Source organism: Pantoea jilinensis, from assembly GCF_019104105.1.
In the GTDB taxonomy this organism is placed as follows: Bacteria; Pseudomonadota; Gammaproteobacteria; order Enterobacterales; family Enterobacteriaceae; genus Pantoea; species Pantoea eucalypti.
In genome coordinates this window covers 3,663,963-3,687,864 of sequence record NZ_CP077746.1, presented here as the reverse complement: position 1 = coordinate 3,687,864, position 23,902 = coordinate 3,663,963, and the positions used below count along the sequence as shown (strand labels likewise).

The 23,902-nt window shown below is 54.5% G+C and carries 25 protein-coding genes, 1 tRNA gene and 2 pseudogenes; 17 read left to right on the top strand and 11 right to left on the bottom strand.

The genetic code is table 11. From position 1 onward, the window contains the following. Window positions 1-6 precede the first annotated feature (6 nt). The 7 genes and pseudogenes from tli1a to KTJ90_RS17370 all read left to right on the top strand — a co-directional run bounded on the left by tli1a (window position 7) and on the right by KTJ90_RS17370 (window position 5,316). Window positions 7-537: a Tli1a family immunity protein gene (tli1a, locus tag KTJ90_RS17400; RefSeq protein WP_008926663.1), complete on the top strand. Its 531-nt coding sequence runs from the start codon at window positions 7-9 to the stop codon at window positions 535-537. Further along, window positions 525-1,667: pseudogene (locus tag KTJ90_RS17395) on the top strand (T6SS phospholipase effector Tle1-like catalytic domain-containing protein); the annotation flags it as partial. The gene tli1a and the pseudogene KTJ90_RS17395, both read left to right, overlap by 13 nt. After that, window positions 1,661-2,425: pseudogene (locus tag KTJ90_RS17390) on the top strand (type VI secretion IcmF C-terminal domain-containing protein); the annotation flags it as partial. The pseudogenes KTJ90_RS17395 and KTJ90_RS17390, both read left to right, overlap by 7 nt. Then, window positions 2,361-2,876, top strand: coding sequence for a type VI secretion lipoprotein TssJ (tssJ, locus tag KTJ90_RS17385; protein WP_499025580.1), 516 nt, complete (start codon window positions 2,361-2,363; stop codon window positions 2,874-2,876). The pseudogene KTJ90_RS17390 and the gene tssJ, both read left to right, overlap by 65 nt. Beyond that, a complete protein-coding gene (tssE, locus tag KTJ90_RS17380; RefSeq protein ID WP_192377858.1) occupies window positions 2,876-3,331 on the top strand; it encodes a type VI secretion system baseplate subunit TssE in 456 nt (151 codons plus the stop codon). Before tssJ ends, tssE begins: the two co-directional genes overlap by 1 nt. A 14-nt stretch (window positions 3,332-3,345) precedes the next feature. Beyond that, window positions 3,346-3,816, top strand: a complete 471-nt coding sequence (locus tag KTJ90_RS17375; RefSeq protein ID WP_008926677.1) for a hypothetical protein — start codon at window positions 3,346-3,348, stop codon at window positions 3,814-3,816. 108 nt (window positions 3,817-3,924) lie between these two features. Further along, window positions 3,925-5,316: a VasL domain-containing protein gene (locus tag KTJ90_RS17370; protein WP_499025578.1), complete on the top strand. Its 1,392-nt coding sequence runs from the start codon at window positions 3,925-3,927 to the stop codon at window positions 5,314-5,316. A gap of 213 nt (window positions 5,317-5,529) precedes the next feature. On the opposite strand, the gene KTJ90_RS17365 is transcribed toward KTJ90_RS17370, so the two are convergent. From KTJ90_RS17365 to aspA, 6 genes are all read right to left on the bottom strand, one after another. Beyond that, window positions 5,530-5,605 (bottom strand) — tRNA-Phe (locus tag KTJ90_RS17365). Window positions 5,606-5,712: 107 nt separating this feature from the next. Continuing rightward, on the bottom strand, window positions 5,713-6,291 hold the full coding sequence (gene dicD / locus KTJ90_RS17360) for a division control transcriptional repressor DicD (protein ID WP_003848326.1): 579 nt from the start codon (window positions 6,289-6,291) through the stop codon (window positions 5,713-5,715). 62 nt (window positions 6,292-6,353) lie between these two features. Further along, window positions 6,354-8,054 (bottom strand): protein-disulfide reductase DsbD, encoded by a 1,701-nt coding sequence (locus KTJ90_RS17355; RefSeq protein ID WP_499025576.1) that lies wholly within the window; start codon window positions 8,052-8,054, stop codon window positions 6,354-6,356. Continuing rightward, entirely contained in the window at window positions 8,030-8,344 is a 315-nt protein-coding gene (gene cutA, locus KTJ90_RS17350) for a divalent-cation tolerance protein CutA (RefSeq protein WP_499025574.1), read from the bottom strand. The genes KTJ90_RS17355 and cutA overlap by 25 nt, the downstream gene beginning before the upstream one ends. Before the next feature lie 64 nt (window positions 8,345-8,408). Continuing rightward, window positions 8,409-9,710 carry an anaerobic C4-dicarboxylate transporter gene (locus KTJ90_RS17345; protein ID WP_140033734.1) on the bottom strand — a complete coding sequence of 434 codons (1,302 nt, stop codon included), beginning with the start codon at window positions 9,708-9,710 and terminating at the stop codon, window positions 8,409-8,411. A 111-nt stretch (window positions 9,711-9,821) separates the two neighbouring features. Next, window positions 9,822-11,258, bottom strand: coding sequence for an aspartate ammonia-lyase (gene aspA, locus KTJ90_RS17340; protein WP_003848319.1), 1,437 nt, complete (start codon window positions 11,256-11,258; stop codon window positions 9,822-9,824). A 328-nt stretch (window positions 11,259-11,586) separates the two neighbouring features. Here aspA and KTJ90_RS17335 point away from each other — a divergent pair, with 328 nt between their 5' ends. The 4 genes from KTJ90_RS17335 to KTJ90_RS17320 all read left to right on the top strand — a co-directional run bounded on the left by KTJ90_RS17335 (window position 11,587) and on the right by KTJ90_RS17320 (window position 14,941). Beyond that, window positions 11,587-12,048, top strand: a complete 462-nt coding sequence (locus KTJ90_RS17335) for an FxsA family protein (RefSeq protein ID WP_181405311.1) — start codon at window positions 11,587-11,589, stop codon at window positions 12,046-12,048. Window positions 12,049-12,277: 229 nt separating this feature from the next. After that, window positions 12,278-12,571: a co-chaperone GroES gene (locus tag KTJ90_RS17330; RefSeq protein ID WP_003848316.1), complete on the top strand. Its 294-nt coding sequence runs from the start codon at window positions 12,278-12,280 to the stop codon at window positions 12,569-12,571. Window positions 12,572-12,620: 49 nt separating this feature from the next. Beyond that, window positions 12,621-14,270 carry a chaperonin GroEL gene (gene groL / locus KTJ90_RS17325; RefSeq protein WP_003848314.1) on the top strand — a complete coding sequence of 550 codons (1,650 nt, stop codon included), beginning with the start codon at window positions 12,621-12,623 and terminating at the stop codon, window positions 14,268-14,270. 323 nt (window positions 14,271-14,593) lie between these two features. Beyond that, window positions 14,594-14,941: a DUF4156 domain-containing protein gene (locus tag KTJ90_RS17320; protein ID WP_008925394.1), complete on the top strand. Its 348-nt coding sequence runs from the start codon at window positions 14,594-14,596 to the stop codon at window positions 14,939-14,941. Window positions 14,942-14,994: 53 nt separating this feature from the next. Here KTJ90_RS17320 and epmB read toward each other — a convergent pair whose 3' ends face one another. Further along, entirely contained in the window at window positions 14,995-16,023 is a 1,029-nt protein-coding gene (gene epmB / locus KTJ90_RS17315; RefSeq protein WP_078804852.1) for an EF-P beta-lysylation protein EpmB, read from the bottom strand. 43 nt (window positions 16,024-16,066) lie between these two features. On the opposite strand from epmB, the gene efp reads away from it, so the two are divergent. From efp to KTJ90_RS17300, 3 genes are all read left to right on the top strand, one after another. Next, the gene (gene efp, locus KTJ90_RS17310; protein ID WP_008925396.1) at window positions 16,067-16,633 is read left to right on the top strand and encodes an elongation factor P; all 567 of its coding nucleotides are present in this window, start codon (window positions 16,067-16,069) and stop codon (window positions 16,631-16,633) included. A gap of 51 nt (window positions 16,634-16,684) precedes the next feature. Continuing rightward, window positions 16,685-16,816, top strand: a complete 132-nt coding sequence (locus tag KTJ90_RS17305) for an entericidin A/B family lipoprotein (protein ID WP_003848306.1) — start codon at window positions 16,685-16,687, stop codon at window positions 16,814-16,816. Window positions 16,817-16,917: 101 nt separating this feature from the next. Next, the gene (locus KTJ90_RS17300; protein ID WP_003848302.1) at window positions 16,918-17,052 is read left to right on the top strand and encodes an entericidin A/B family lipoprotein; all 135 of its coding nucleotides are present in this window, start codon (window positions 16,918-16,920) and stop codon (window positions 17,050-17,052) included. A 55-nt stretch (window positions 17,053-17,107) separates the two neighbouring features. Here the strand turns inward: KTJ90_RS17300 and KTJ90_RS17295 are convergent, their stop codons facing one another. Continuing rightward, window positions 17,108-17,632 carry a lipocalin family protein gene (locus KTJ90_RS17295; protein WP_039658952.1) on the bottom strand — a complete coding sequence of 175 codons (525 nt, stop codon included), beginning with the start codon at window positions 17,630-17,632 and terminating at the stop codon, window positions 17,108-17,110. A gap of 135 nt (window positions 17,633-17,767) precedes the next feature. On the opposite strand from KTJ90_RS17295, the gene epmA reads away from it, so the two are divergent. Continuing rightward, the gene (gene epmA, locus KTJ90_RS17290; RefSeq protein WP_008925398.1) at window positions 17,768-18,745 is read left to right on the top strand and encodes an elongation factor P--(R)-beta-lysine ligase; all 978 of its coding nucleotides are present in this window, start codon (window positions 17,768-17,770) and stop codon (window positions 18,743-18,745) included. A gap of 151 nt (window positions 18,746-18,896) precedes the next feature. Here epmA and degS read toward each other — a convergent pair whose 3' ends face one another. The 3 genes from degS to zapG all read right to left on the bottom strand — a co-directional run bounded on the left by degS (window position 18,897) and on the right by zapG (window position 21,933). Further along, window positions 18,897-19,958 (bottom strand): outer membrane-stress sensor serine endopeptidase DegS, encoded by a 1,062-nt coding sequence (gene degS / locus KTJ90_RS17285; RefSeq protein WP_003848295.1) that lies wholly within the window; start codon window positions 19,956-19,958, stop codon window positions 18,897-18,899. Window positions 19,959-20,047: 89 nt separating this feature from the next. Next, complete coding sequence (gene degQ / locus KTJ90_RS17280) at window positions 20,048-21,421, bottom strand: serine endoprotease DegQ (protein WP_008925399.1); 1,374 nt, start codon at window positions 21,419-21,421, stop codon at window positions 20,048-20,050. Window positions 21,422-21,531: 110 nt separating this feature from the next. Beyond that, a complete protein-coding gene (gene zapG, locus KTJ90_RS17275; protein ID WP_003848291.1) occupies window positions 21,532-21,933 on the bottom strand; it encodes a Z-ring associated protein ZapG in 402 nt (133 codons plus the stop codon). Between the two features lie 178 nt (window positions 21,934-22,111). Between zapG and zapE the strand changes: the two genes are divergently transcribed. Further along, window positions 22,112-23,239, top strand: a complete 1,128-nt coding sequence (zapE, locus tag KTJ90_RS17270) for a cell division protein ZapE (protein WP_033743099.1) — start codon at window positions 22,112-22,114, stop codon at window positions 23,237-23,239. 227 nt (window positions 23,240-23,466) lie between these two features. Beyond that, window positions 23,467-23,895, top strand: coding sequence for a 50S ribosomal protein L13 (rplM, locus tag KTJ90_RS17265; protein WP_008925400.1), 429 nt, complete (start codon window positions 23,467-23,469; stop codon window positions 23,893-23,895). Window positions 23,896-23,902 lie beyond the last annotated feature (7 nt).

The following is a 23,902-nucleotide window of genomic DNA, read 5'->3' as shown; positions in this document are numbered from 1 at the left end:
TATAAAATGAAAATACGACATTACCTCGTGGTACTGAGTGCCGTGTTGCTGACGGGCTGCAGCCAGCAGCAGGCGAACGCGGAAAGCCGGGGTGGTGGTGGAACCATAGAGGCAATCAACCATACCAAATGGGCCATCAACCATTTCAGCGTCGATGGTCAGTCCGGCATTGATGCTATTGGCCCCTGGCAGGGGGGAGGTGGTGGCTGCTGCTATGGTGTGCCGGCGAAGTGGCGGCCCGGAATGACGGTAAAAATTGACTGGGAAAGTGGTGAAGCATCTACAAAAGGATTTCCGGGATTTGCAAATACGGAAAAGTATTTGGCCTGGGAAAAAAAAATGAGTGCTAATAATCGCCAGCACAGCGCGGTGGTACCGGTACCGGACTATTCGGGGCAGGAAACCTGCGGGATCACAGTGCATTTTCTGCCCTGCGATGAGGTGAAAGTGACGACCAGCTGTGCGAACTATGGCCATCCGGAACACCCGATCAAAGAGCCTCTTAAGATGCCGGAGCCCAGAGTATGTCCGAAATAATCACCGAACTGGCGTGGTTCCCGCCGGCGTTTCCGGCTCAGGGGCGTTTACCCACTCAGGCTGCGCTGGTCGGTACAAACTGCGCGCAGCAGGACAGTCACGAGCTGGCCTGGCGGCAGGAACTGTGTCTGGCCGCCGGGCGACGCGTGGAGCCCCCGTGCTGTAAAACGTTGCATATCAGCCTGTTTTTCGACGGTACCGGCAATAACCTTAATCATGATTTATATATTGCTGACCCGAAGCACCCCACCAATATTGCCCGTCTGTTCCGCGCCACTATCGGCCAGGGCTATGCCGGAGGGCTGGCGAGTAAAACAGCGGAGTTGCTGGATGCCCGCGGCAGCGGCGAGGATAAGTACTACAAATATTATATCCCCGGCGTCGGGACGCCTTTCCCCGAGGTGAACGATCTGGATTTCAGCATGATGGGGCTGGCGGCAGCGACCCAAGGGGAGGACCGTATCAACTGGGGTCTGCTGCGGATTATCGATGCCCTGAAGCGGACGATGGGCCTGGATACGCTCTCGGACGACGAAAGCTGGAGCGCGGTTGATAAAATGGCGACCTCTATGGCGTCCTTTGGGCTGACCGGAGCGGCCAACCGTTTTGAGACCTTCCAGAGCCTGCTGAAAGAGATGACACCAGATCTGCAAAAGGCCCGGGTGCCTGTCGAACCTGGAAAGCCGAAGCTGTTAGGGATCAAACTTTACGTGTACGGCTTCTCGCGCGGGGCAGCAGCGGCGAGGGCTTTTGTTAACTGGCTCAGTGAGCTGCTGCCAAAGCCTGAGGAGGGAAAAGACAAACCCGAGCAGTGTCTGGCGGTGGAGGGGCTGAAAATTCCGCTCAGCGTTGAGTTCCTCGGCCTGCTGGATACCGTGGCCTCTGTGGGTGTGGCGCATATCGCCCCGGTGGTGGAAGGGCATATGGGCTGGGCGAACGGGACCCAGGAGCTGCCGGCTGAGAAGATTTACGGCGGGTTGATTAAGAAGTGCGTTCACCTGGTCTCTTCTCATGAGCAGCGGCTCTGCTTCCCGCTGGATTCGATTCGCCGCCCGGATGGTAAGTATCCGGCGAACAGCCTTGAAGTGGTTTATCCGGGGATGCACTCGGATTTAGGAGGAGGTCAGCCAGTCTGAATGACAAATGGAGCCGGTCAGTTGTCGCGAACTGGCAAACTGCCTTTGACGGTCGTTTCCCGTTTGCCGCCAGTAAAAGCGATGCCTCTCTGCCGATGCTGGCCGAGTTTATACGCAAGGACAGCGGGCGTATTGAACGCTTCCTGACCACGGAACTTAGCGGCGTATTGCACAAAGAAGGTAGCCAGTGGGTACCGGATAAGGTCAACAGCCAGGGGCTGACCTTTAACCCGACGTTCCTGCGCGCCATCAATCAACTGAGCCAGCTGTCAGACATTCTGTTTACCGACGGCAGTCAGGGTATCAGCTTCGAACTTCAGGCACGTCCGGCACCTCAGGTAGTGGAAACTCAACTGACTATGGATGGCCAAAGACTGCACTATTTCAACCAGATGGCTGACTGGCAAAGCTTTCGCTGGCCGGGAGACACTTACAAGCCGGGAACCATGCTGACCTGGACTACGGTCAACGCCGGGGCACGTCTCTTCGGTGACTACAGCGGGACCTGGGGGTTTATTCGCTGGCTGGAGCAGGGCAAGCGCCAGCAGCTTGACCGCAGCCAGTGGATGATGAGTTTCACTGCCCCGGACGGTCGTACTCTGCAGTGGGTGTTGCGCTCACAACTCGGAAAAGGGCCGCTGGCGCTGCTGGATCTGCGCGGTTTCACACTGCCAGACCAGATATTCAGTGTGGACACCTGCACTGCTGGCATGCAGTCTGACGGGCTGCGGGGTAACGCAGGGCATCACTGAGGGCACCAAATCGGCATTTAACGCTCTGTTTTATAAAAAGATTAATGTTCTGCATCTGGATTTCACCGCACGTGAAGCGCTGAACACCGATTCACGGGAAAGTAACTCGCTGTCTGAACCGGTGGTGGTCCGGGTTTACCAGCTGAAAGTCCGCAATACCTTTGACAAAACGGTCTACCAACAGCTGCTGAAAGAGGGAGAGGCCATTCTGCAAGCCGACCTGCTTGCCAGCCGTGATGTGGTGGTGAAGCCGGGCGGTGATGTCAGCCTGAATATGCCGATGGAGGCCGACGCGCAGTTTGTGGCGGTGGTGGGATTGTTCCGCCACCCGGATACTGACAACAACACCTGGAAGCGGGTGTTACAGCGTGAAGACCTCGATCCCGATAAGCCGCGCATTCTGGAAGCGGGTAACAATCATCTGACACTACTGCCGTTCAAGGACCGCTGATGACCCAGGGACATAACACACCTTCGCTGTATGAAATGCTCACCGGCCATTTCACCGGTGGCCTTGGTCTCAACCAGGTCAGTGAGGAAAATCAGCTCATCCTGTCAGTACTCGATAATATGCAGCGCATCCTTAACTGCCGTGCCGGCACGCTTGCACATCTGCCGGATTACGGCCTGCCCGATATGGCCAGAATTCTGCAGGGGATGCCGGGAACGGCCCATGAGCTGATGGGCACGCTGTCGGCCGTGCTGCTCAAATATGAACCCCGATTGAAAAAGATAGATGTTGTTCTTCAGCAGCAGAATATTCCCGGCGAACTGCGCTATGCCATTGACGCTGAACTTAAAGGGGTTGGACTGGTGCGATATGGCACGGAGTTTATGCCCGAAGGGCGTGTTCTCCTGCGCCATCTTAAACAGCAGCAGTATCTCGACTCCGCAATCCGTATGTAAGGTCAGGCAACACCATGACAGTAAAATCGCAGTTCCTCAAAAAACTACGGGCCAGACAACCCGCGCCTGTCTCGTTTACCAGCAAAACGCAGGCCGATATCGCGGAGTTTCGCCTGCGAATGACGCAGCTTCAGGAGCAGATCGACGTGTGGCTGGTGGATACCGGACTGAAGGTAGAGACGCTCAGTACATCCGTGACGGACCTGCTGGTGGAGAGTGGGGTTTTTGATATTTCTGCTATCGTTCTGCGTCACGACGATAGGATCGTAAAGTTTATGCCGCTATTTCTTTACGGTCAGGGCGTGACCGGATGTGTGGAGGTGACGCTCCATGCAGCAGGCGGCATAACGTTCCTGGGGCGTTTGTGCATGCGGTCAGGTAATTCGGGTGGCTGGTCTTTTATGTCGCCAGATGCTTTATCTCTGGCAGTACAGCATTTCGATGAAAGCACGTTTTTTAATCTGATTCTGGCGCTCCTGCCGTAGCGGTCAGAACCACTATTTCTGCAGAATCACACAATCTGAAAGCGAATCCGCAACTCCCTATACAAACCCTCTTCCACTGTTTCAGATCCGTCAAATGGACAACCTGTCATGAATGACATCACCCAACGTAAAATTAAAACCGGTGGCGATCCGCGTACGCTATCGGATTACGCCGCCCTTCGCGATGAACTGAGTAAGCTGACACATCCGGCGCGTCCTGATGTTAACTGGCATTATGTCGAAAAACTTTGCCTCTCGCTGTTTGAACAAAATGGAGTGGAGCTACAGACAGTGGCCTGGTATACGCTGGCCCGCACGCAGCTAACCGGATTATTCGGTCTCAATGAAGGGCTGGCGATACTGGAAGCCCTGATAAGTCACCAGTGGGGTGCGCTATGGCCTCAGCCTGTCCATGCTCGTATGGAAATTCTCAGCAGTCTGAGTCAGCGTCTGCATCAACTGATGCGTATGATCCCGCTGAATTACAGCGACCTCAGCCAGCTTTATCATGCAGAGCAAAAACTTACCCGGCTGGGAGAAGTATTACAGCGTCTGGAGCTTAAGCATCTGAGCCAGCTTGATACCCTGCGAACACTGCTGCACAACAGTGCTGTCCGGCTGGAAAACAGTGATGATACAACCTGTTCAGGGTTAAAAAATCAGTCTGGTATTGTGTCGCCAGCTTCCGTGACGAATGCGGCTGCCGCATCCACCAGAGAGCATACGGATGGTTCGCCTGAAGATATCCAGACGCCAGGCGGCACAGTGAAGTGGGTGTACGTTGCGCAGCCGGAACCGCAGCCGAATGTGGATGTGCTGGCGACAGTGCCCACGCCGGTGAAACAGTGGAAATCCTTTATGGCCGGGATGTGTACCATGCTGCTGATAAGCGCTGCCGCATTGTGGAGCTGGCACCTTATTCAACGGCCTTCCCCGTTGAGGGTTCAGCTTGCCGCCTCGCTGGCACCATTACCTGCAGTTCTTGCGCCTGACAAACTGGCGCAATTACGCCAGCAGTCTCCACTACCCGAGGAACTCCTCACTCAGACGCAGCAGCAGCTTGCCCGGCTGGATGAATTACCTGCTGACTGGAATATTGACTATAGCCGTCTGTTGATTGAGCAGGCCAGGGTACTGTGGCCAGAGCAGGCAACATCTATGGCATTGCACTGGCAGCAACAGCTTAATGCTGCAGCAATTCCGACAGATCGCCTGAATGGCTGGCATGAGGGGATGACGACGCTACAGAAATTGAGTGACAGGCTAAACGGGCTGGATGAGAAGAAGGGAAAATATATGACGGTGAGTGAGCTGAAGTCAGTGGTCTTTTCCTCAATGCAGTCATTTAATCGATCCATACCGGCTGAGGAGCAACTGCGCGAGTTGTCCGCAAATCCTGCCGTTTTACCGTTACCTGTCACAGCCAGAGTTCAACTGGAGATGCACCTGAAACAATTGATAGCCCGCTATGCGGCAATTAAACAGACCGCTAAAGAGTAAGCGCGGGAGAAACTCGTTAATTCATCCGTTTACCCAAAGAAATATGGCGGGCGATCTGACCCACCACCAGAGATCACTGACCATCAAACGGAGTCAGGCACGAAATGCGGATCGGCATTAGCGGAGATGAGTGGCATAAAAAGTATTGCTGAGGTGTAGAATCTGGCGCTTCAGAACGAAAAAAACCCGCCAGAGGCGGGTTTCTTTAAATTTTGGTGCCCGAACCCGGAATCGAACCAGGGACACGGGGATTTTCAATCCCCTGCTCTACCGACTGAGCTATTCGGGCAACGGGGCGCATTAAACCGTAAAGGCCGCGGGTCGTCAACGGCTTTCACTAAAAAACCCCAGGAAACGTGACTGATTGCCTGAATTTCAGTCAAAGCGGGTAAAACCTCAGGCCAGCGCGCCATTTTTGCGGCACAGCGCGATGCTGTAGACATCCTCCGCCAGCCGCTGAGCGGTGGCGACATCCTGCACATTACGCTTCACCAGTAGCCTGCTCAGACAACCTTCAAGGATCAGTTCCATCTGATCGGCCACCATACCTGGGTTATCCAGCTCCTGTTGCACCAGAATGTCATGGGTGAACTGCCATGAGCCGCGTTTCTGCTGCTCGGCCAGTTGATGGATGGGCTGATCGGGCTGAGGGTAGAAGCTACAGGCGGCGATAAACAGGCAGCCCGGGAAACGGCCTTTGCTGACCTGCTCACTCAGGACTTCATAGCGTGCCATCAGTTTCTGATCCGGCGACAGAGATTCATCCAGCAGAATCTGACGGCGCCAGGTTTCAATCTGCTGGCCGTGATAGCGGAGCGCATCATAAAGCAGCGCGTCGCGATCGGGCCAGAACTGCTGAAGCCGATCAAGCGTTAATTCAGTCTCTCCCGCCAGGGTTTCCAATGAGAGGGTGGCGGCGAGGCCGTTCTGTTCAAGCACATTCAATGCATGCTCGAGTATCTGTTCACGCTGCAAGTGACTCTCCTCTGGTATGCAGGCCCGGCAATTTCGCCGGGCAATGACCTGTCCAGTGTTGTTTATGGGGTAAGTTTCTGCAAATGCGCCTGGAAATCGGCGGCATTGAGAAACCCGGTGATGCGCGAGTCGGGGATTTCACGGCCCTGCGCATCAAAGAACAAAATGGTCGGTAAGCCCAGCACCCTAAGGTGCTGCAACAGCGCGTTGTCGCTGGCGCTGTTGGCTGTGACGTTAGCCTGTAGTAGCTGTACCTTGCTCAGGCTATCGCGCACGGCGCTATCACTAAAGGTATATTTTTCAAACTCCTTGCAGGCGACGCACCAGTCTGCGTAGAGATCGACCATAGTGATGCGACCATGTGCCTGCTGCAGCGCGCTAGCGAGTTGTTGCGGCGTCTGGAGGGGCTGGAACGGCAGCGGTGCCACAGCATGCTGTACCGCCTGACCGCCAAATGCCCAGTCCTGTAACGGACGTGCGCTGATTAACGCCGCAGCCAGCATGACAATCTGCACCACGCGCCACTTACCGCTGCTGGCACGCAGGCTGACGCTGAACGCCCAGCCAAAGAACGCCACGCCAAGCAGACTCCAGAGTCGCAATCCCCACACGTCGCCCAGTACCCGCTCAAGCAGGAAGACTGGCAACGCCAGGATGACAAAACCAAAGCCCTCTTTGACGGTTTGCATCCACGGACCGCTTTTCGGCAGCAGTCGATTTCCAGACAGGGTTACAGCGATCAGCGGTAATCCCATGCCGACCGCGTAGAGCCACAGCGTCCCGGCACCGGCCCAAAGATTTCCGCTCTGCGCGATATAAAGCAAAATAGCGCTAAGCGGGGCAGTGGTGCAGGGCGAGCAGATCAAGCCGGCCAGCGCGCCCATCAGAAAGACGCCGGGCAGCGATCCCCCCTGCTGACGATTGCTCCACAGTGTCAGACGGGTTTGCAGGCTCGAGGGCAGTTGCAGCGTAAACAGGCCGAACATCGACAGGGCCAGCACGATAAACAGCACGGAGAGCGTCAACAGCACATATGGGTGCTGCAACGCGGCCTGGAAGCGCAGGCCCGCGGCCGCGACCACCAGGCCCAGCAGCGTATAGGTCAGCGCCATTCCCTGAACATAAACCATCGCCAGCGCAAATAGCCGGCCCAGCGAATAGTGGCGATTTCCGCCCAGGATAATGCCGGAGATCAGCGGATACATCGGCAGCACACAGGGCGTAAATGCCACGCCGATGCCGATCAGCAGCGCCCAGAGCGGGGAAAAGGGCAGCGGATTAGCGGGCGTGGGCTGTGCACTGACCGGCGCAGGTGCGCTGCTGGCTGCTACCGCACTCACCGGTACGCTGCGCGTCTCGGGGGGATAACAGAACCCGGCGGCGGCACAACCCTGATATGTCACGCTGAGTGTGGCACCGGTGCCCGCCTGTTGCAGTATCACAGGCAGCGTCAGGTCCTGCGGATAGATCTCACTTTTGCCAAAGAATTCATCCTCATGCGGCTGACCAGCCGGTAGCGTCAGCGGCGCGAGGGTCGCGTTCTGCGGCGTGATGTGGATTTGCTGGCGATAGAGGTAATAGCCCGATTTCACTTTCCAGTGCAGATTAAGCTGAGCGCCCTGCTGGTCGAAGTCAAACGTAAACGCCTGATCAACGGGCACAAAGCGGCTGGTCGCCGGATTAGAAAAGAGGGATGCGTGCGCCTGCAGACAGATAAACAGCGTCAGCAGAAGCGTAATTAAGCGAGAGATGCGTGCAGCCATGACAAGTATTCACTATCTCCATGTTGAACCGGCAGCGCCAGCAATTCGGGGACATCGTAAGGGTGTGCTTCTTTAAGCAATTCACACAGCGCCTGCTGATGATCGCTGTCGCACTTCAGCAGCATCTGGATTTCGCTGCTCTTCTCCATTTTGCCCTGCCAGAGATACCAGGATGTGGCACCCGGCAGCAGTGTCACGCAAGCTGCCAGTCCGGCCTCCAGCGCTAAGGCGGCAAGATGGTCTGCCGTGGCCTGATCAGGCGCAGTGCAGAGGATAACGACAGCATTCATCCTGAGACTCCTGTTTAAAAGAGCGGCGATGATAGCACGCTCCATCCGTAACACGATGAGCGGGCTATAACAGCAACCCACCGAAGACGAAGCCAGAGAGCACCGACAGCGCAATGGCAATTACTCCGGGAATGATAAAGGCATGGTTAAAGACAAACTTGCCAATCCGGGTTGAGCCCGTGTCATCCATCTCAACGGCGGCCAGCAGGGTCGGGTAGGTCGGCAGCACAAACAGCGCCGAAACCGCGGCGAAGGAGGCGATGGCCGTCAGCGGCGTCACGCCCAGCAGCAGCGCGGCGGGCATCAGGGCTTTGGTGGTGGCGGCCTGCGAATAGAGCAGCATCGAGGCGAAGAAGAGCACCAGTGCCAGCATCCATGGATAGGTTTTTAGCGTATCACCAGCCAGCATCTGAATCTCGGCCAGATGCGCTTTTACAAAGGTATCACCCAGCCAGGCGACGCCCATTACGCAGATACAGGCGCTCATGCCGGATTTAAAGGTGCTGGCACTGAGGATCTCACTGGTGTCGAGTTTGCAGGTCAGGCTGATGAGTGTGGCGATGGTCAGCATAAACACCACAATCGCTTCATTGCGCGGCAGCGGTGGATTGACGATCAACCCGACGCTGCCGCTGGTTGCGGTGGCATAGAGCACCACAGCCACAATGCCCGTCAGAAACAGCAGCACCGATTTTTTCGCGCCCGGTTTTGCCTGGTAACGGCTGGCGCCGCGCAGCGTGACTTCGCCTTTGGCGAGGCGGGCCTGATAAACCTCATCATCTTTCAGCTCACGGCCCAAGAAGTTAGTCACCAGCGCGGCCAGGAAGAGACCCACCATGGTTGAGGGGATGGCAATCGCCAGCAGGGTGATATAGCCGATACCGCGCGGTTCAAGCAGTGTGGCGAAGAAGACCACGGCGGCTGAAATCGGTGACGCAGTAATCGCTATTTGTGAAGCCACTACTGCAATCGATAGCGGCCGGGAAGGGCGTACGCCTTGCTCCTTCGCCACTTCCGCAATCACTGGCAGCGTCGAGAACGCAGTATGACCCGTACCGGCCAGCAGCGTCATCAGGTAGGTGACCAGCGGGGCCAGCAGCGTGACATGGCGCGGATGACGCCGCAGCAGGCGTTCAGCCAGGCTGACGAGATAATCCATGCCGCCGGCCACCTGCATCGCAGCGATAGCCGCGATCACCGCCATGATGATTTCAATCACATCGAACGGGATAGCGCCGGGTGCCATGCCAAATCCCAGCGTCAGGATCAACACGCCCATCCCGCCAGCAAAGCCAATGCCAATGCCGCCAAGACGTGCGCCCAACCAGATCGCCATCAAGACGATAATCAGCTCAACCACAAACATGAATCACTCCTGAACATTAAATCGGTAAAACCGGGGTGTGCTGTGTACCAAAAAAAAAGGCACACCGTTTTGATCGCGGTGTGCCTTTGGTTAACCAGCGTCGGTTAAGCCTTACTGTTCGTTTTCATCGGTATAACGTTTGGCTTTATAAACCGGGTACATCAGGTTCTGTACCGAGAAGATATCGTCCAGTTCACTTTCCGTCAGCAGACCACGCTCCAGCACGACCTCGCGCACGCTTTTACCGGTTTCCGCACAGATTTTGCCGACGATGTCGCCATTGTGGTGGCCGATGTAAGGGTTGAGGTAAGTGACGATACCAATCGAGTTAAAGACATAGGCTTCGCACACCGCGCGGTTGGCGGTAATGCCGTTGACGCACTTCTCCAGCAGGTTGTAGCAGGCGTTAGTCAGGATGCTGATTGACTCAAACAGCGCCTGGCCAATAACTGGCTCCATCACGTTGAGCTGCAGCTGGCCCGCTTCAGAGGCCATCGTGACGGTGATGTCATTGCCAATCACTTTAAAGCAAACCTGGTTTACCACTTCCGGCACCACCGGATTGACCTTGGCTGGCATGATGGAGGAGCCCGCCTGCAGCTCTGGCAGGTTGATTTCGTTCAGACCCGCGCGCGGACCGGATGAGAGCAGGCGCAGGTCGTTACAGATTTTGGAGAGCTTCACGGCCAGACGTTTGAGTGACGAATGGACCATCACATAAGCGCCGCAGTCAGAGGTGGCTTCAATCAGATCTTCCGCCGGTACTACTGGCAGGTTGCTGACTTCCGCCAGACGCTGTACAGCCAGATGCTGATAGCCATCCGGCGTATTGAGACGGGTACCGATGGCAGTCGCGCCCAGGTTCACTTCCAGCAGCAGTTCAGCGGTGCGCAGAATACTTTTGGTTTCTTCGTTCAGCAGTACGCTGAACGCGTGAAACTCCTGACCGAGAGTCATCGGCACGGCATCCTGTAGCTGGGTGCGGCCCATTTTCAGGATGGTCTGGAATTCATCAGCTTTGTGCTGGAAGCCTTCGGCCAGCTGGCTGATGCCATCAAGCAGTTTCAGCAGAGAGCTGTAGACCGCGATGCGGAAACCGGTTGGATAGGCGTCGTTGGTAGACTGGCATTTGTTCACATGATCGTTGGGGTTGAGGTACTGATATTCCCCTTTCTGATGGCCCATCAGCTCCAGGCCGATGTTCGCCAGCACCTCATTGGTGTTCATGTTGACCGAGGTTCCGGCACCGCCCTGATAGACATCAACAGGGAACTGGTCCATACAGCGGCCGTTGTTCAGCACTTCGTCGCAGGCTTTAATGATGGTATCGGCAATGTTGCGCGGAATAGTCTGCAGCTCTTTATTGGCCATCGCCGCTGCTTTTTTGACCATCACCATGCCACGGACAAATTCAGGAATGTCACTGATTTTGCTGTTGCTGATATAAAAGTTCTCAATCGCACGCAGAGTATGAACGCCATAGTAGGCATCCGCCGGAACTTCGCGCATGCCTAACAGGTCTTCTTCGATACGAATGTTGTTCGCCATGATAACCTTCTTATTGTTGCCGCTAACCATCACAAAGGATGTGTTTATTTTGTCGTGGTGTGCCCGTGCCGACATATTATCCGTCTTCAAAGGGGCGTGTGCGATCATATTCTGATGCTTAAGAAAAGCACGCATGCAGATCACTTAATGCTGCAGTCTGGTTAACGATATGTGAAGTTGGTTACAAAATTAACCCCGCAGGATAAATTTGATACGATCGGTTGAAAATGGCGGCGCGGGTGCCCATCTCTTTTCTTATCATCCTCAGGATGAATGCTTTCTGCTGACCGGCACGCTGCCGTTCAGCCCCTACTTACAGGAGAGTACGGTGCGCTGGATACCGTTATTAGTCTTTTTTATTCTGGCCTGGATTGAGATTTCACTCTTCATTCAGGTGGCACACGTCATGGGCGTGCTGCTTACCATGCTTCTGGTGGTGTTCACCTCGTGCATCGGAGTGTCGCTGGTCAAAAATCAGGGCATGAAGAACTTTATGCTGATGCAGGAGAAGCTGGCGCGTAATGAAAGCCCGGCCAGTGAGATGATAAAAAGCGTGTCACTGATCATCGCGGGCTTCCTGCTGCTGTTGCCTGGCTTCTTCACTGATCTGCTGGGTCTGTTGCTATTGCTGCCACCGGTGCAGAAGCATCTGACGCTGAAACTGATGCCCCATCTGCGCGTCTGGCGCGGACCGGGTGCTGGCCCTGACAGCGGCTATACCATGGATGGCGAGTTCGAGCGTAAAAATAGCGATCGCCTTGAGCACCATGACGATCACAAGGATCGTTAACCGCAGTTTAAGCCTCTGAAAGCGCAACCTCCGGGTTGCGTTTTTTATTTACCCCATCATCTGTTTAAAAAGTCACCACTTATCACATCCGGATAAAAAAATTTGTTGTCCGCCCCCTTGAAAGTGGGTGGTGGCGGCCCTATCTCTCTGGTCACGAGGCCGGAAGCCATGCAGCCCGGTGTTCAACCCCAAAACTGAATGATTGGACTTCTCAAAGGAGAGCTATCAAATGAAAATTCGTCCATTGCACGATCGCGTCATCGTCAAGCGTAAAGAAGTTGAAGCTAAATCAGCTGGCGGCATCGTGCTGACCGGTTCTGCAGCCGGTAAATCCACCCGTGGTGAAGTTCTGGCTGTCGGCAATGGTCGCATCCTTGAGAGTGGCGACGTTAAGCCGCTGGACGTGAAGGTTGGTGACGTCGTGATCTTCAATGAAGGTTACGGTGCTAAAACCGAGAAAATCGACAACGAAGAGGTGCTTATCATCTCTGAGAGCGACATTCTGGCCGTTGTTGAAGCGTAATTTTTACGCGTAATTCACTGAACGAAACGAATTTAAGGGATATTTAAAGATGGCAGCTAAAGACGTAAAATTCGGTAATGACGCACGCGTAAAAATGCTGCGTGGCGTGAACGTACTGGCAGATGCAGTAAAAGTTACCCTGGGCCCGAAAGGCCGTAACGTGGTTCTGGATAAATCTTTTGGTGCACCGACCATCACTAAAGATGGTGTTTCTGTGGCACGTGAAATCGAGCTGGAAGACAAGTTCGAGAACATGGGCGCGCAGATGGTGAAAGAAGTGGCCTCTAAAGCGAACGACGCTGCAGGCGACGGTACCACCACTGCAACCGTACTGGCTCAGTCTATCATCACCGAAGGCCTGAAAGCGGTCGCAGCGGGTATGAACCCGATGGATCTGAAGCGCGGTATCGACCAGGCGGTTATCGCTGCAGTTGAGAAACTGAAAGCGCTGTCTGTGCCTTGCTCAGACTCTAAAGCCATTGCGCAGGTGGGTACGATCTCTGCTAACTCCGATGAAACCGTAGGCCAGCTGATTGCTCAGGCGATGGAAAAAGTCGGTAAAGAAGGCGTGATCACCGTTGAAGAAGGCACCGGCCTGCAGGATGAGCTGGATGTGGTTGAAGGTATGCAGTTTGATCGCGGCTACCTCTCTCCTTACTTCATCAACAAGCCAGAAACCGGTGCGATTGAACTGGAATCTCCGTTCATCCTGCTGGCTGACAAGAAAATTTCTAACATCCGTGAAATGCTGCCAGTGCTGGAAGCCGTTGCGAAAGCAGGCAAACCACTGCTGATCATCGCGGAAGATGTTGAAGGCGAAGCGCTGGCAACGCTGGTGGTTAACACCATGCGTGGCATCGTGAAAGTGGCTGCTGTGAAAGCACCAGGCTTCGGCGACCGTCGTAAAGCGATGCTGCAGGATATCGCTATCCTGACCGGTGGTACCGTGATCTCTGAAGAAATCGGTATGGAGCTGGAAAAAGCGGCTCTGGAAGATCTGGGCCAGGCTAAACGCGTTGTGATCAACAAAGACACCACCACCATCATCGACGGTGTGGGTGAAGAAGCGACAATCCAGGGCCGTGTCACCCAGATTCGTCAGCAGATCGAAGAAGCAACCTCTGACTACGACAAAGAAAAACTGCAGGAGCGCGTAGCGAAACTGGCAGGCGGCGTAGCCGTTCTGAAAGTAGGCGCAGCAACTGAAGTTGAAATGAAAGAGAAGAAAGCCCGCGTTGAAGATGCGCTGCACGCAACCCGTGCTGCTGTAGAAGAAGGCGTGGTTGCAGGTGGTGGTGTGGCGCTGGTTCGCGTTGCAGCACAGCTGGCGGATCTGCGTGGTCAGAACGAAGATCAGAACGTCGGTATCAAAGTTGCGCTGCGCGCGATGGAATCTCCACTGCGTCAGATCGTGTCTAACGCCGGTGAAGAGCCATCTGTTGTTGCTAACAACGTGAAAGCGGGCGACGGTAACTACGGTTACAACGCGCAGACTGAAGAGTATGGCAACATGATCGACTTCGGTATCCTGGACCCAACCAAAGTGACCCGTTCTGCTCTGCAGTACGCGGCCTCAGTTGCAGGTCTGATGATCACCACCGAATGTATGGTCACTGACCTGCCTAAAGGCGACGCACCTGATTTAGGCGGCGGCGCTGGCGGTATGGGTGGCATGGGCGGTATGGGCGGCATGATGTAATTGCCGTTGACTGCTTAAGTCATCACAGAACCCCCGATCGGAAACGGTCGGGGGTTTTTCTTTTGGGCGGGAAAATAGTATAAGTAGTGTCGCAATCGTTCGTCTTTCCTCTTGATATTTTCCGCTGTCTGCATGCTGACTGCTGCCGCCTCGCCGGATGGACTTATTATCGTAAGTTACCGGGACGCGCCACTCTGCTGGCCTGAATACAGTATGAAATATGAAGATGATATAACGGGATTAAGGCAATGAATGTTCAGAAAAAAGAGATCTTTTTCTGCTACGCTGCCACCCGACTCTGATGATAATAAATGGGGATTACAATGCGGATTAACCTCTTGCTCGGACTGACGGCTGGCGCGTTATTGCTGGCGGGCTGCAGCAGCTCTACGCAACTCTCTTCAGCGGGGCAGCGTGTGACGTTTACCGATCAGCAGCCTGGCAATAACTGTCAGCTTCTGGGCAATATCACCGGCTCACAGAGCAACTGGCTGAGCGGTGCAGGCGGTGAAACCAGCGCACTGCGTGGTGCGGCCAATGATCTGCGCAATCGTGCAGCCGAGATGGGCGGCAACGTGATTTATGGTGCCACCAGCCCGACGCAGAATCTGTTGTCCGCGTTCGCGCCACTCGACAGCAAAATGACTGGCCAGGTTTATAAGTGCCCATAATGTGAGTCGGGCATCCTACCGTATTCAACCGGCCAGCCTTGCGCTGGCCGTTTTTATTCCTGACGTAACTGCAAATCTAACGGTGTTTTACTCGGCTCACCGCCAATTTCACGCGCCAGCTTTGGCACCAGATAGCCGGAGACCTGTGAGAGCAGGGACCGAACCAGCTGGCGTGCCTCGTCGTCTGAGACAAAGAAATGCGCGGCGCCCTGGACTTTGTCCAGCACGTGCAGATAGTAGGGCAGAATACCGGCATCAAACAGCGCATTGCTCAGAGTAGCCAGCGTCTGGGCATTATCATTGATGCCACGCAGCAGCACGCTCTGATTCAGCAGGGTCACACCGGCACGCTTCAGCCTGGTCATCGACTCACGCAGCGCCTCATCAATCTCCTGCGCATGGTTAATATGCGTCACCATAATCACCTGCAGACGGGTATCGCTTAGCATCTGACAGAGCTGATCGGTAATACGCGCTGGTATAACGACCGGTAAGCGGCTGTGAATGCGCAGACGTTTGAGATGCGGGATCTGTTCCAGCGCGGCGATCAGCCAGGCGAGCTCATGATCTTTGGCCATCAGAGGATCGCCGCCGGAAAAAATGATCTCATCCAGCTCGGGATGTTCGGCGATATAGTCCAGTGCAGCCTGCCAGCTACGCTTATTGCCGGGATTATCCTGATAGGGAAAATGACGGCGGAAGCAGTAGCGGCAGTTAACGGCACAACCGCCTTTTACCAGCAATAATGCCCGGTTTCGGTATTTATGCAGCAATCCAGGCACAACGTTGCTTTGTTCATCGAGCGGATCGGTGCTATAACCTGGCGCATCGATGAATTCCTGGCGACGGGTCAGTACCTGAAGCAGCAGTGGGTCGTGCGCATCGCCTTTTTTCATCCGGCGGATGAACGCATGCGGTACCCGTAAGGCGAAAAGACGCCGCGCATCCGCACCTTCAGCCAGCTCGGTGTGCTGATCCAGGGCTAAAATCCGCAGTAATTCATCAGGTTCGGTGACAACATCCGCAAGTTGCTGCAACCAATCTTCTCTGGAAGGTGTTTTTAGGGTTACAATGTGTGCCATTTTTTTGGCTTAGTACCAGTGTCAATTTTCGTAGAGGGCCTTCATGGCGACTTATTCTAGCAACGATTTCCGTCCCGGTCTTAAAATCATGTTCGAAGGCGAGCCGTATGCCATTGAATCCAGTGAGTTCGTTAAACCGGGTAAAGGTCAGGCATTCGCACGCGTTAAAATGCGTCGCCTGCTGACGGGTTCTCGCGTTGAGAAAACTTTTAAATCTACCGACTCCGCCGAAGGCGCAGACGTTGTAGATACCAACCTGAACTACCTGTACAACGACGGTGAGTTCTATCACTTCATGCACCCGGAAAGCTTTGAGCAGTTCCAGGTTGAAGAGAAAACGGTAAACGATGCAGCGAAATGGCTGCAGGATAACGCTGAGTGTATCGTTACGCTGTGGAACGGTCGCCCGATCGCCGTTCAGCCGCCGAACTTTATCGAAGCTGAAGTTATCGAAACCGATCCCGGCCTGAAAGGTGATACTGCGGGTACTGGCGGCAAGCCAGCCAAGCTGTCTACCGGCGCCGTGGTGAAAGTGCCATTGTTCGTGCAAGAGGGCGAAGTGGTCAAAGTTGACACCCGCTCTGGCGAATACGTGTCACGCGTGAAATAAGATTCGCAGGCGCATCTTCGGATGCGCCTTTTTCTTGTCTGAGAGAAAAAAATGATCAAGCTGGCAAAATTAATCGCGTTCGCGTTGCTGGTCTCTTCTGCGTTAAGCGCCTGCAACACATTCCACGGTTTTGGCGAAGACGTCTCCCACTTAGGTGGTGCCATTTCCCGTGCGGCAAAATGACCTAACGGATTGTCTTTTTTAGAGTCCCGCCAGCAGCAACTGCCGTAAATCCGGCTATGCTTAAAGCGCTGTACTTTACATCCATCAAAAAGGACATTGTTATGTTAAAGAAAAGTATTGCCGCAATCTTCTCTGTACTGGTGCTCTCTTCTCTGCTGACGGCGTGTAATACAACACGTGGCGTCGGTGAAGATGTCGAAGCGGGTGGCCAGGCGATTCAGAACAGCACGAAGTAACCTGTTATTCCAACCGGTACGAAATGCTTTTCGTACCGGCTTGCCAGCTTTTGCACTATTTCTGTTTTACCCAGATTAACTCTTCCACCGGGAAACCGTTCTGACGTGCCTGTTCAACCAGTTTCTCTTTGACGCCCGGCTCCAGCTGCGGTGTGCGTGACAGTATCCAGAGATAGTGGCGATTCGGGCCGCACACCATCGCATAGCGATAATCGGGATCCAGTGCGATAACGTTGTAGCCGCCGTAGAAGGGGCCAAAGAAAGAGACCTTCAGGGATGCACGCTGTGGCTCACCAGTGAAATAGGCTTTGCCCACGCTCTCCTGCCAGCGCTGCTTTTTAACGTTGTAGCCACGATTGATCACTTTCAGACCGCCATCATCACGTGGGCTGTAGTTTGCCGTTACCTGTTCAAGGCCGCGCTCAAAAGGGTGATTAAGGCGGGCAATCTCATACCACTGACCAAGGTAGCGCTGGCTGTCGAAGTTATCTATGACCGTGACGTTTTTTGGCGGCGTGGTACTGCAGGCGACTGAGAGAAAAGCACTCAGGCTGGCAACAACTGTTTTCCATGGAGACATAGTGGGATTCCTTTGTGATTTAACCGCTTAAGTATAGAAGCTGAAACGCTGTTATTGGCAGCATAGGCGCGAGATTGTTTGCCACATGCATTGCAGGTAGACTTCCCACCCTAATTTGTATCAGGAGTCATCACCATGAGCGAAACGGCAAGCTGGCAACCAAGCGCATCCATCGCCAATTTGTTAAAACGCGCCGCTATTTTAGCTGAAGTGCGTCGTTTCTTTGCCGATCGCGGCGTGCTGGAAGTGGATACGCCGGCGATGAGTCAGGCAACGATTACCGATATCCATCTGGTGCCATTCCAGACGCGTTTTGTCGGGCCTGGCGCGGCGCAGGGGCGCGATCTCTGGCTGATGACCAGCCCGGAATATCATATGAAGCGCCTGCTGGCGGCAGGCAGTGGCCCGATTTACCAGATGGCGCGCAGCTTCCGCAATGAAGAGGCGGGACGTCACCACAACCCCGAATTCACCATGCTGGAGTGGTATCGTCCGCATTACGACATGTACCGCCTGATGAATGAAGTCGACGATCTGATGCAGCAGGTGCTGGAGTGTGACAGCGCAGAGTCGCTCTCTTATCAGCAGGCGTTTATCCGTCATCTGGAGCTGGACCCGCTGTCTGCGGATAAAGCGCAGTTACGTGAAGCGGCTGAGAAGCTGGGTGAAGGCGAGCTGGCGCGCGCAGAAGAAGATCGCGATACCTTACTGATGCTGCTGTTTATGCTGGGCGTGGAGCCGAAGATTGGTCAGGATAAACCCTGCTTCGTTTATCATTTCCCGGCCAGCCAGGCAGCACTGGCGGAGATCAGTACTGAAGATCACCGTGTGGCTGAGCGCTTCGAGGTCTATTACAAGGGCATTGAGCTGGCGAACGGTTTTCGTGAACTGACCGATAGCCGTGAGCAGCGTCAGCGCTTCGAGCAGGATAACCGTCGCCGTGCGGCGCGTGGCCTGCCTGTACATCCCATTGATACTTATCTGCTGGATGCACTGGCGCATGGTATGCCAGCCTGTTCGGGGGTCGCGCTGGGTGTTGATCGTCTGATCATGCTGGCGTTGAAAGCGGAGTCATTGAGTGACGTGATCGCGTTTCCGGTGGATCGCTGCTAATCGGTTATTCACAAACGGTGACGGAATAGTGGGGAAGGGTTGGCCCGGATGAAGAGCAAAGCGTCCGAGCCAGGATGGCGAGGCCGACCGCCATGGATGGCGGCCTTCTTTTCGATCAGCTGGGCCATCCCTGACCTGGCTCCGGTTTTAGCTAGTTACTATTGTCCGGAAATTCCTGAATGGTCACCGGCAGCGTCAGTTTCTGATCGTTGCGCAGCACCTGCACCTCAATCACTGAACCCGGGCGAATTTCTGCCACCTGATCCATCGTCTCCTGTGCGGAGATGGCCGGCTTGCCGTTTACACTGAGCAGCACATCATTGGCCTGAATCCCGGCTTTATCTGCGGGCCCGTCTGGTGTGACCACACTGACAATGATGCCCTGAACCCGATCCAGATTGCTGCCCTGTCCATGCAGCGGCGGTAACTCACGCCCGGTAATGCCGATATAGCCGCGGATGACCCGACCATCACGAATCAGCTTATCCATGATTTTTGAGGCTAAGACCGTTGGAATGGCGAAACCAATTCCTTCCGGTGTTTCACCATCATTGCTCTTATCAAAGGTCAGGGTATTAATACCCATCAGCTCGCCGAGCGAGTTAATCAGCGCACCGCCGGAGTTACCCTGGTTGATTGAGGCATCGGTCTGCAGGAAGTTCTGTCGGCCTGACGAACTCAGACCTACGCGGCCCGTGGCGCTGATAATGCCCTGCGTCACCGTCTGACCGAGGTTGTAAGGATTGCCGATCGCCATCACCACATCACCAATGTGCGGCTGACGGTTTGGATTAATCGGGATAACCGGCAGGCCGGAGGCCGTAATCTTGAGAACCGCCAGGTCGGTCATTCCATCGGAACCCACCAGCGTCGCTTCAAAGAAGCGGCCATCCTGCAGCGCCACGATGATCTGATCAGCATTGTTGATAACATGCTTGTTGGTAAGGATGTAGCCTTTAACATTCATGATCACCCCTGAACCCAGGGTAGTGATCCCACGATTGTTGTTGGTGTGGGCGCTGCGATTGTAAACGTTCACGACAGCAGGCACGGCGCGTCGCACCCCTTGATTGAAGCTAAAGGGCGTTTCGTCGGTAATATTTTCGTGGTTATAAAGGGCGTCGCTGCCCATACGCAGTGCAGGCAGTGCTGCGAGCAAAATACCCGCCACAATCAGGCCCAGCACCACGGCACGCAAGAGTTTAAGAAACATGGTGTTAAATCACGCCAGGGGAGATCGCAGGGGAGAATAGCATGAGAGCGGCGGACACACACGTGCTTGTGTCCGCCGTAATGCGAGGTTTATCTCAACAACAGATAGATACTTTCATCGCCACGCACTACATTCAGAGCCAGCACCGGCGGTTTACCCTCCAGTATTTTACGCATTTCAGCAATGGTCTGAACCCGGTTGCGGTTAACACCGATAATCACATCATCTTTCTGCAGACCCACCTGCTCAGCGGGTGTGCCTTTCTCGATGGTATCGACCTTCACGCCTTTATCCCCGGTTTTCGTCTGTCCATCACTCAGGGTTGCGCCCTGAAGCGCAGGGGACATCAGCTGTGCGCTCGCGGTAGTCTGGGCGCTCTGCTCCAGCGTGACGGTAACCGTTAACGGTTTCCCTTCACGCAGCAGGCCGAGTTTGACCTGTTCGCCTGGCGGTGTGGTGCCGACTTTTACGCGCAACTCAGCGAAGCTGGTAATCGGCTTATCGTTGATGGACGTAATAATATCGCCTGACTTCACGCCCGCTTTCTGTGCGGCAGACTGCGGTAAGACTTCAGAAACAAAGGCACCGCGCTGCGCATCGACATTAAAGGCCTTAGCCATATCGGCCGTCATTTCAGTGCCTTTAATACCCAGCTGACCACGCTTCACTTCACCGAACTTGATCAGCTGCTGCGCGAGGTTCATCGCCATATCACTAGGAATGGCGAAGCCGATACCGATGTTTCCGCCGCTGGAGGCGAGAATAGCGGTATTGATACCGATCAGCTCGCCGTTAAGATTGACCAGCGCACCGCCTGAGTTACCGCGGTTAATCGCAGCATCGGTCTGAATAAAGTTTTCCAGCCCTTCCAGGTTCAGGCCGCTACGGCCCAGCGCAGAGATAATCCCGGACGTGGCGGTCTGTCCCAGACCAAACGGGTTACCGATCGCCACCGCGAAGTCGCCCACTTTCAGCTGATCAGAATCCGCAACTTTCACCTGCGTAAGGTTTTTCGCGCCCTGAATCTGAATCAGCGCGATATCGGTCTGCTCATCATGGCCGATCAGTTTGGCGTCATATTCGCTGCCGTCGCCAAGCTGTACGCTGATCTTATCAGCACCGTTAACCACATGATTGTTGGTCAGTACGTAACCTTTGGCGGCATCAATAATGACGCCAGATCCCAGACCTTCAAACGGTTGAGGCTGGCTATTCCCGCCAGGCATCTGGCCGAAAAAGCGCTTAAGCGGTTCAGGAATATCCTGAGCCTGTGCACCTGAATCGGTGCCTTCCACGTGAACACTGACCACGGCGGGTAACACTTTCTCCAGCATCGGCGCCAGACTCGGCAGCGGCTGGCCCGCAATTTGTGCTGGCAGCGTTGCCATCGCGTCTGGCGCGGCGGCAAGACTCATCCCAATACTCAGGGCTAATGCGCTAAACAGGCGTGCTTGTTTTTTCATTGCTACAACGCTCTCGCTGCAAAAGGTGGGAGGAATTAATCAATGTGACAGTCGTTTGCGGTCAGGGTTCGCAAATTCAGTGGGCGCAGACAGGCTGCGCCCCAAAAAGATTAGTCGCGGGCAGGGCGCTCGCCACGCAGTAAACCCGATGCGCCTTCAGAGTAGTCGCGCGGCATCTGCACCGGGACCTGATCGTTATCCGCTTCAGCTTCAGTCAGCTGATACGCAAACGGATTTTTCTGCCCAGGCAGATTTGGCAGCAGGTCATTGGAGCCTTTTGCCATGTGCTGATAGAGCTGACGATAATCACGCGCCATGTTGTCCAGCAGCTCCGCGCTCTGCGCGAAGTGGTTGGTCAGTTCTTCGCGATAATCAGCCAGCTCCGCTTTCGATTTTTCCAGCTCATACTGCATGCTGCGCTGCTCACGTAGCTTTTTGTTGCCAAAACGCATGGCGACTGCGCCGACAATAATACCTACCACTAAACCAATTAGCCCGTATTCCCAGGTCATAATGACTCCCGTGTTATTTCCATTGTTCCGTAGGGCATTGCACCATTTCAATAATAGTCACTATACCCGTTAATCTTATGGATGTGGAACTCTGGAGCAGCATGGCTTAGTGTAGAACGGCCTTTTTTTCAGCAACCGTGGTATGAATCAGACACCATTCAGGGACTTTGAAACAACAATGCAAACCTCAACTCCGCTTGCACGCTATGAGCAGGCGCTGTCGCAGGGCGAATTCAGGCCCGATGACGTACAACGCGAAGCAATTACCCGTTTAGACGCGCTGCAGCAGGCGCTGGTTGCCCGGCAACAATCTGCCGCGCCAGCCGCATCTGGCCTGCTGGGTCGCCTGTCAAAATTGATCGGCAAAGAGAAAAACGAGACGCCGCAACCGGTACGTGGACTCTATATGTGGGGCGGTGTCGGGCGCGGTAAGACCTGGGTCATGGATCTCTTTTTTCAGTCTATTCCTGGCGACCGAAAACTGCGCCTGCACTTTCACCGCTTTATGTTGCGGGTGCATGAAGAGCTGACGCAGCTCCAGGGTCAGAGCGATCCCTTGCTGATTATCGCGGACAAATTTAAAGCCGAAACGGACATCCTCTGTTTTGATGAGTTTTTTGTCTCTGATATCACAGATGCGATGCTGCTGGGCACGCTGATGGAAGCGCTGTTTGAACGCGGTATCGCACTGGTGGCCACCTCGAACATTCCGCCCGATGATCTCTATCGCAATGGTCTGCAGCGTGCACGCTTCCTGCCAGCCATTGAGCAGATAAAACGCCACTGTGATGTGATGAACGTGGATGCCGGTATTGACTATCGGTTGCGCACGCTGACCTCCGCACACTTGTGGAACTATCCGCTGAACCCGGAAACGCACGCTGAAATGACGCGGATGTTTAAAGCGCTGTCGGGCAGCCAGCCAGAAGCGGCGCCGGTGCTGGAGATTAATCACCGCCAGATGCCGACACTGGGTGTCAGCGAAGGCGTGCTGGCGATTAACTTCAAAACCCTGTGCGGTGAAGGGCGCAGTCAGCATGACTATATTGCGCTGTCGCGCCGTTTTCACAGCGTGCTGCTGTATGACGTGCCGGTGATGATCTATAAAACCGAAGATCAGGCGCGGCGTTTCCTGGCGCTGGTCGATGAGTTCTATGAACGTCATGTGAAGCTGGTAGTCGCGGCGGAGACGTCACTGACCGAGATTTATCAGGGCACGCGGCTGAAATTCGAATATCAGCGCTGTTTATCCCGGCTTCAGGAGATGCAAAGCGAAGAGTATCTGCGTTTGCCGCACCTGCCGTGAGAATAAACAGGATAAATACCGAAATAGGGTTCGATTTTTGTAACCGACTTCTCTATAATCTTGCGACCCCACGTTACAGCAAAGGATTTTTTTCCCAAATCCTCTGTGTTCCAGTAACTCTATCCGAAGGGGTGGCTTGCTGGTCAAAATGGTCGTGTGAGCCTCATTCGTTTACTTAAGCGTTTGGGATTTCACCAACGTGTAACTTAATTTGGGTAAGCTTTTCGATGAAAACTTTTACAGCTAAACCAGAAACCGTCCAACGTGACTGGTTTGTAGTTGACGCAACGGGCAAAACTTTGGGTCGCCTGGCGACTGAACTGGCGCGCCGTCTGCGTGGTAAGCATAAAGCGGAATACACTCCGCACGTTGATACTGGTGATTACATCATCGTTCTGAACGCAGAAAAAGTTGCTGTAACCGGCAACAAGCGTACTGACAAGATCTACTATCACCACACTGGTCACATCGGTGGTATCAAACAGGCGACCTTTGAAGAGATGATTGCTCGCCGTCCTGAGCGTGTGATTGAGATCGCGGTTAAAGGCATGCTGCCGAAGGGCCCGCTGGGTCGTGCTATGTATCGTAAACTGAAAGTTTACGCAGGCAACGAGCACACCCATGCGGCACAGCAACCGCAAGTTCTTGACATTTAATCGGGAT

What these genes read in the sequence shown, in the direction of transcription:
- tli1a (WP_008926663.1), top strand. Translation starts at nt 7, where the DNA reads ATGAAAATACGACATTACCTCGTGGTACTGAGTGCCGTGTTGCTGACG.
- tssE (WP_192377858.1), top strand. Translation starts at nt 2,876, where the DNA reads ATGACCCAGGGACATAACACACCTTCGCTGTATGAAATGCTCACCGGC.
- KTJ90_RS17375 (WP_008926677.1), top strand. Translation starts at nt 3,346, where the DNA reads ATGACAGTAAAATCGCAGTTCCTCAAAAAACTACGGGCCAGACAACCC.
- KTJ90_RS17370 (WP_499025578.1), top strand. Translation starts at nt 3,925, where the DNA reads ATGAATGACATCACCCAACGTAAAATTAAAACCGGTGGCGATCCGCGT.
- KTJ90_RS17355 (WP_499025576.1), bottom strand. Translation starts at nt 8,054, where the DNA reads ATGGCTGCACGCATCTCTCGCTTAATTACGCTTCTGCTGACGCTGTTT.
- cutA (WP_499025574.1), bottom strand. Translation starts at nt 8,344, where the DNA reads ATGAATGCTGTCGTTATCCTCTGCACTGCGCCTGATCAGGCCACGGCA.
- KTJ90_RS17345 (WP_140033734.1), bottom strand. Translation starts at nt 9,710, where the DNA reads ATGTTTGTGGTTGAGCTGATTATCGTCTTGATGGCGATCTGGTTGGGC.
- aspA (WP_003848319.1), bottom strand. Translation starts at nt 11,258, where the DNA reads ATGGCGAACAACATTCGTATCGAAGAAGACCTGTTAGGCATGCGCGAA.
- KTJ90_RS17330 (WP_003848316.1), top strand. Translation starts at nt 12,278, where the DNA reads ATGAAAATTCGTCCATTGCACGATCGCGTCATCGTCAAGCGTAAAGAA.
- groL (WP_003848314.1), top strand. Translation starts at nt 12,621, where the DNA reads ATGGCAGCTAAAGACGTAAAATTCGGTAATGACGCACGCGTAAAAATG.
- KTJ90_RS17320 (WP_008925394.1), top strand. Translation starts at nt 14,594, where the DNA reads ATGCGGATTAACCTCTTGCTCGGACTGACGGCTGGCGCGTTATTGCTG.
- epmB (WP_078804852.1), bottom strand. Translation starts at nt 16,023, where the DNA reads ATGGCACACATTGTAACCCTAAAAACACCTTCCAGAGAAGATTGGTTG.
- efp (WP_008925396.1), top strand. Translation starts at nt 16,067, where the DNA reads ATGGCGACTTATTCTAGCAACGATTTCCGTCCCGGTCTTAAAATCATG.
- KTJ90_RS17305 (WP_003848306.1), top strand. Translation starts at nt 16,685, where the DNA reads ATGATCAAGCTGGCAAAATTAATCGCGTTCGCGTTGCTGGTCTCTTCT.
- KTJ90_RS17300 (WP_003848302.1), top strand. Translation starts at nt 16,918, where the DNA reads ATGTTAAAGAAAAGTATTGCCGCAATCTTCTCTGTACTGGTGCTCTCT.
- KTJ90_RS17295 (WP_039658952.1), bottom strand. Translation starts at nt 17,632, where the DNA reads ATGTCTCCATGGAAAACAGTTGTTGCCAGCCTGAGTGCTTTTCTCTCA.
- epmA (WP_008925398.1), top strand. Translation starts at nt 17,768, where the DNA reads ATGAGCGAAACGGCAAGCTGGCAACCAAGCGCATCCATCGCCAATTTG.
- degS (WP_003848295.1), bottom strand. Translation starts at nt 19,958, where the DNA reads ATGTTTCTTAAACTCTTGCGTGCCGTGGTGCTGGGCCTGATTGTGGCG.
- degQ (WP_008925399.1), bottom strand. Translation starts at nt 21,421, where the DNA reads ATGAAAAAACAAGCACGCCTGTTTAGCGCATTAGCCCTGAGTATTGGG.
- zapG (WP_003848291.1), bottom strand. Translation starts at nt 21,933, where the DNA reads ATGACCTGGGAATACGGGCTAATTGGTTTAGTGGTAGGTATTATTGTC.
- zapE (WP_033743099.1), top strand. Translation starts at nt 22,112, where the DNA reads ATGCAAACCTCAACTCCGCTTGCACGCTATGAGCAGGCGCTGTCGCAG.
- rplM (WP_008925400.1), top strand. Translation starts at nt 23,467, where the DNA reads ATGAAAACTTTTACAGCTAAACCAGAAACCGTCCAACGTGACTGGTTT.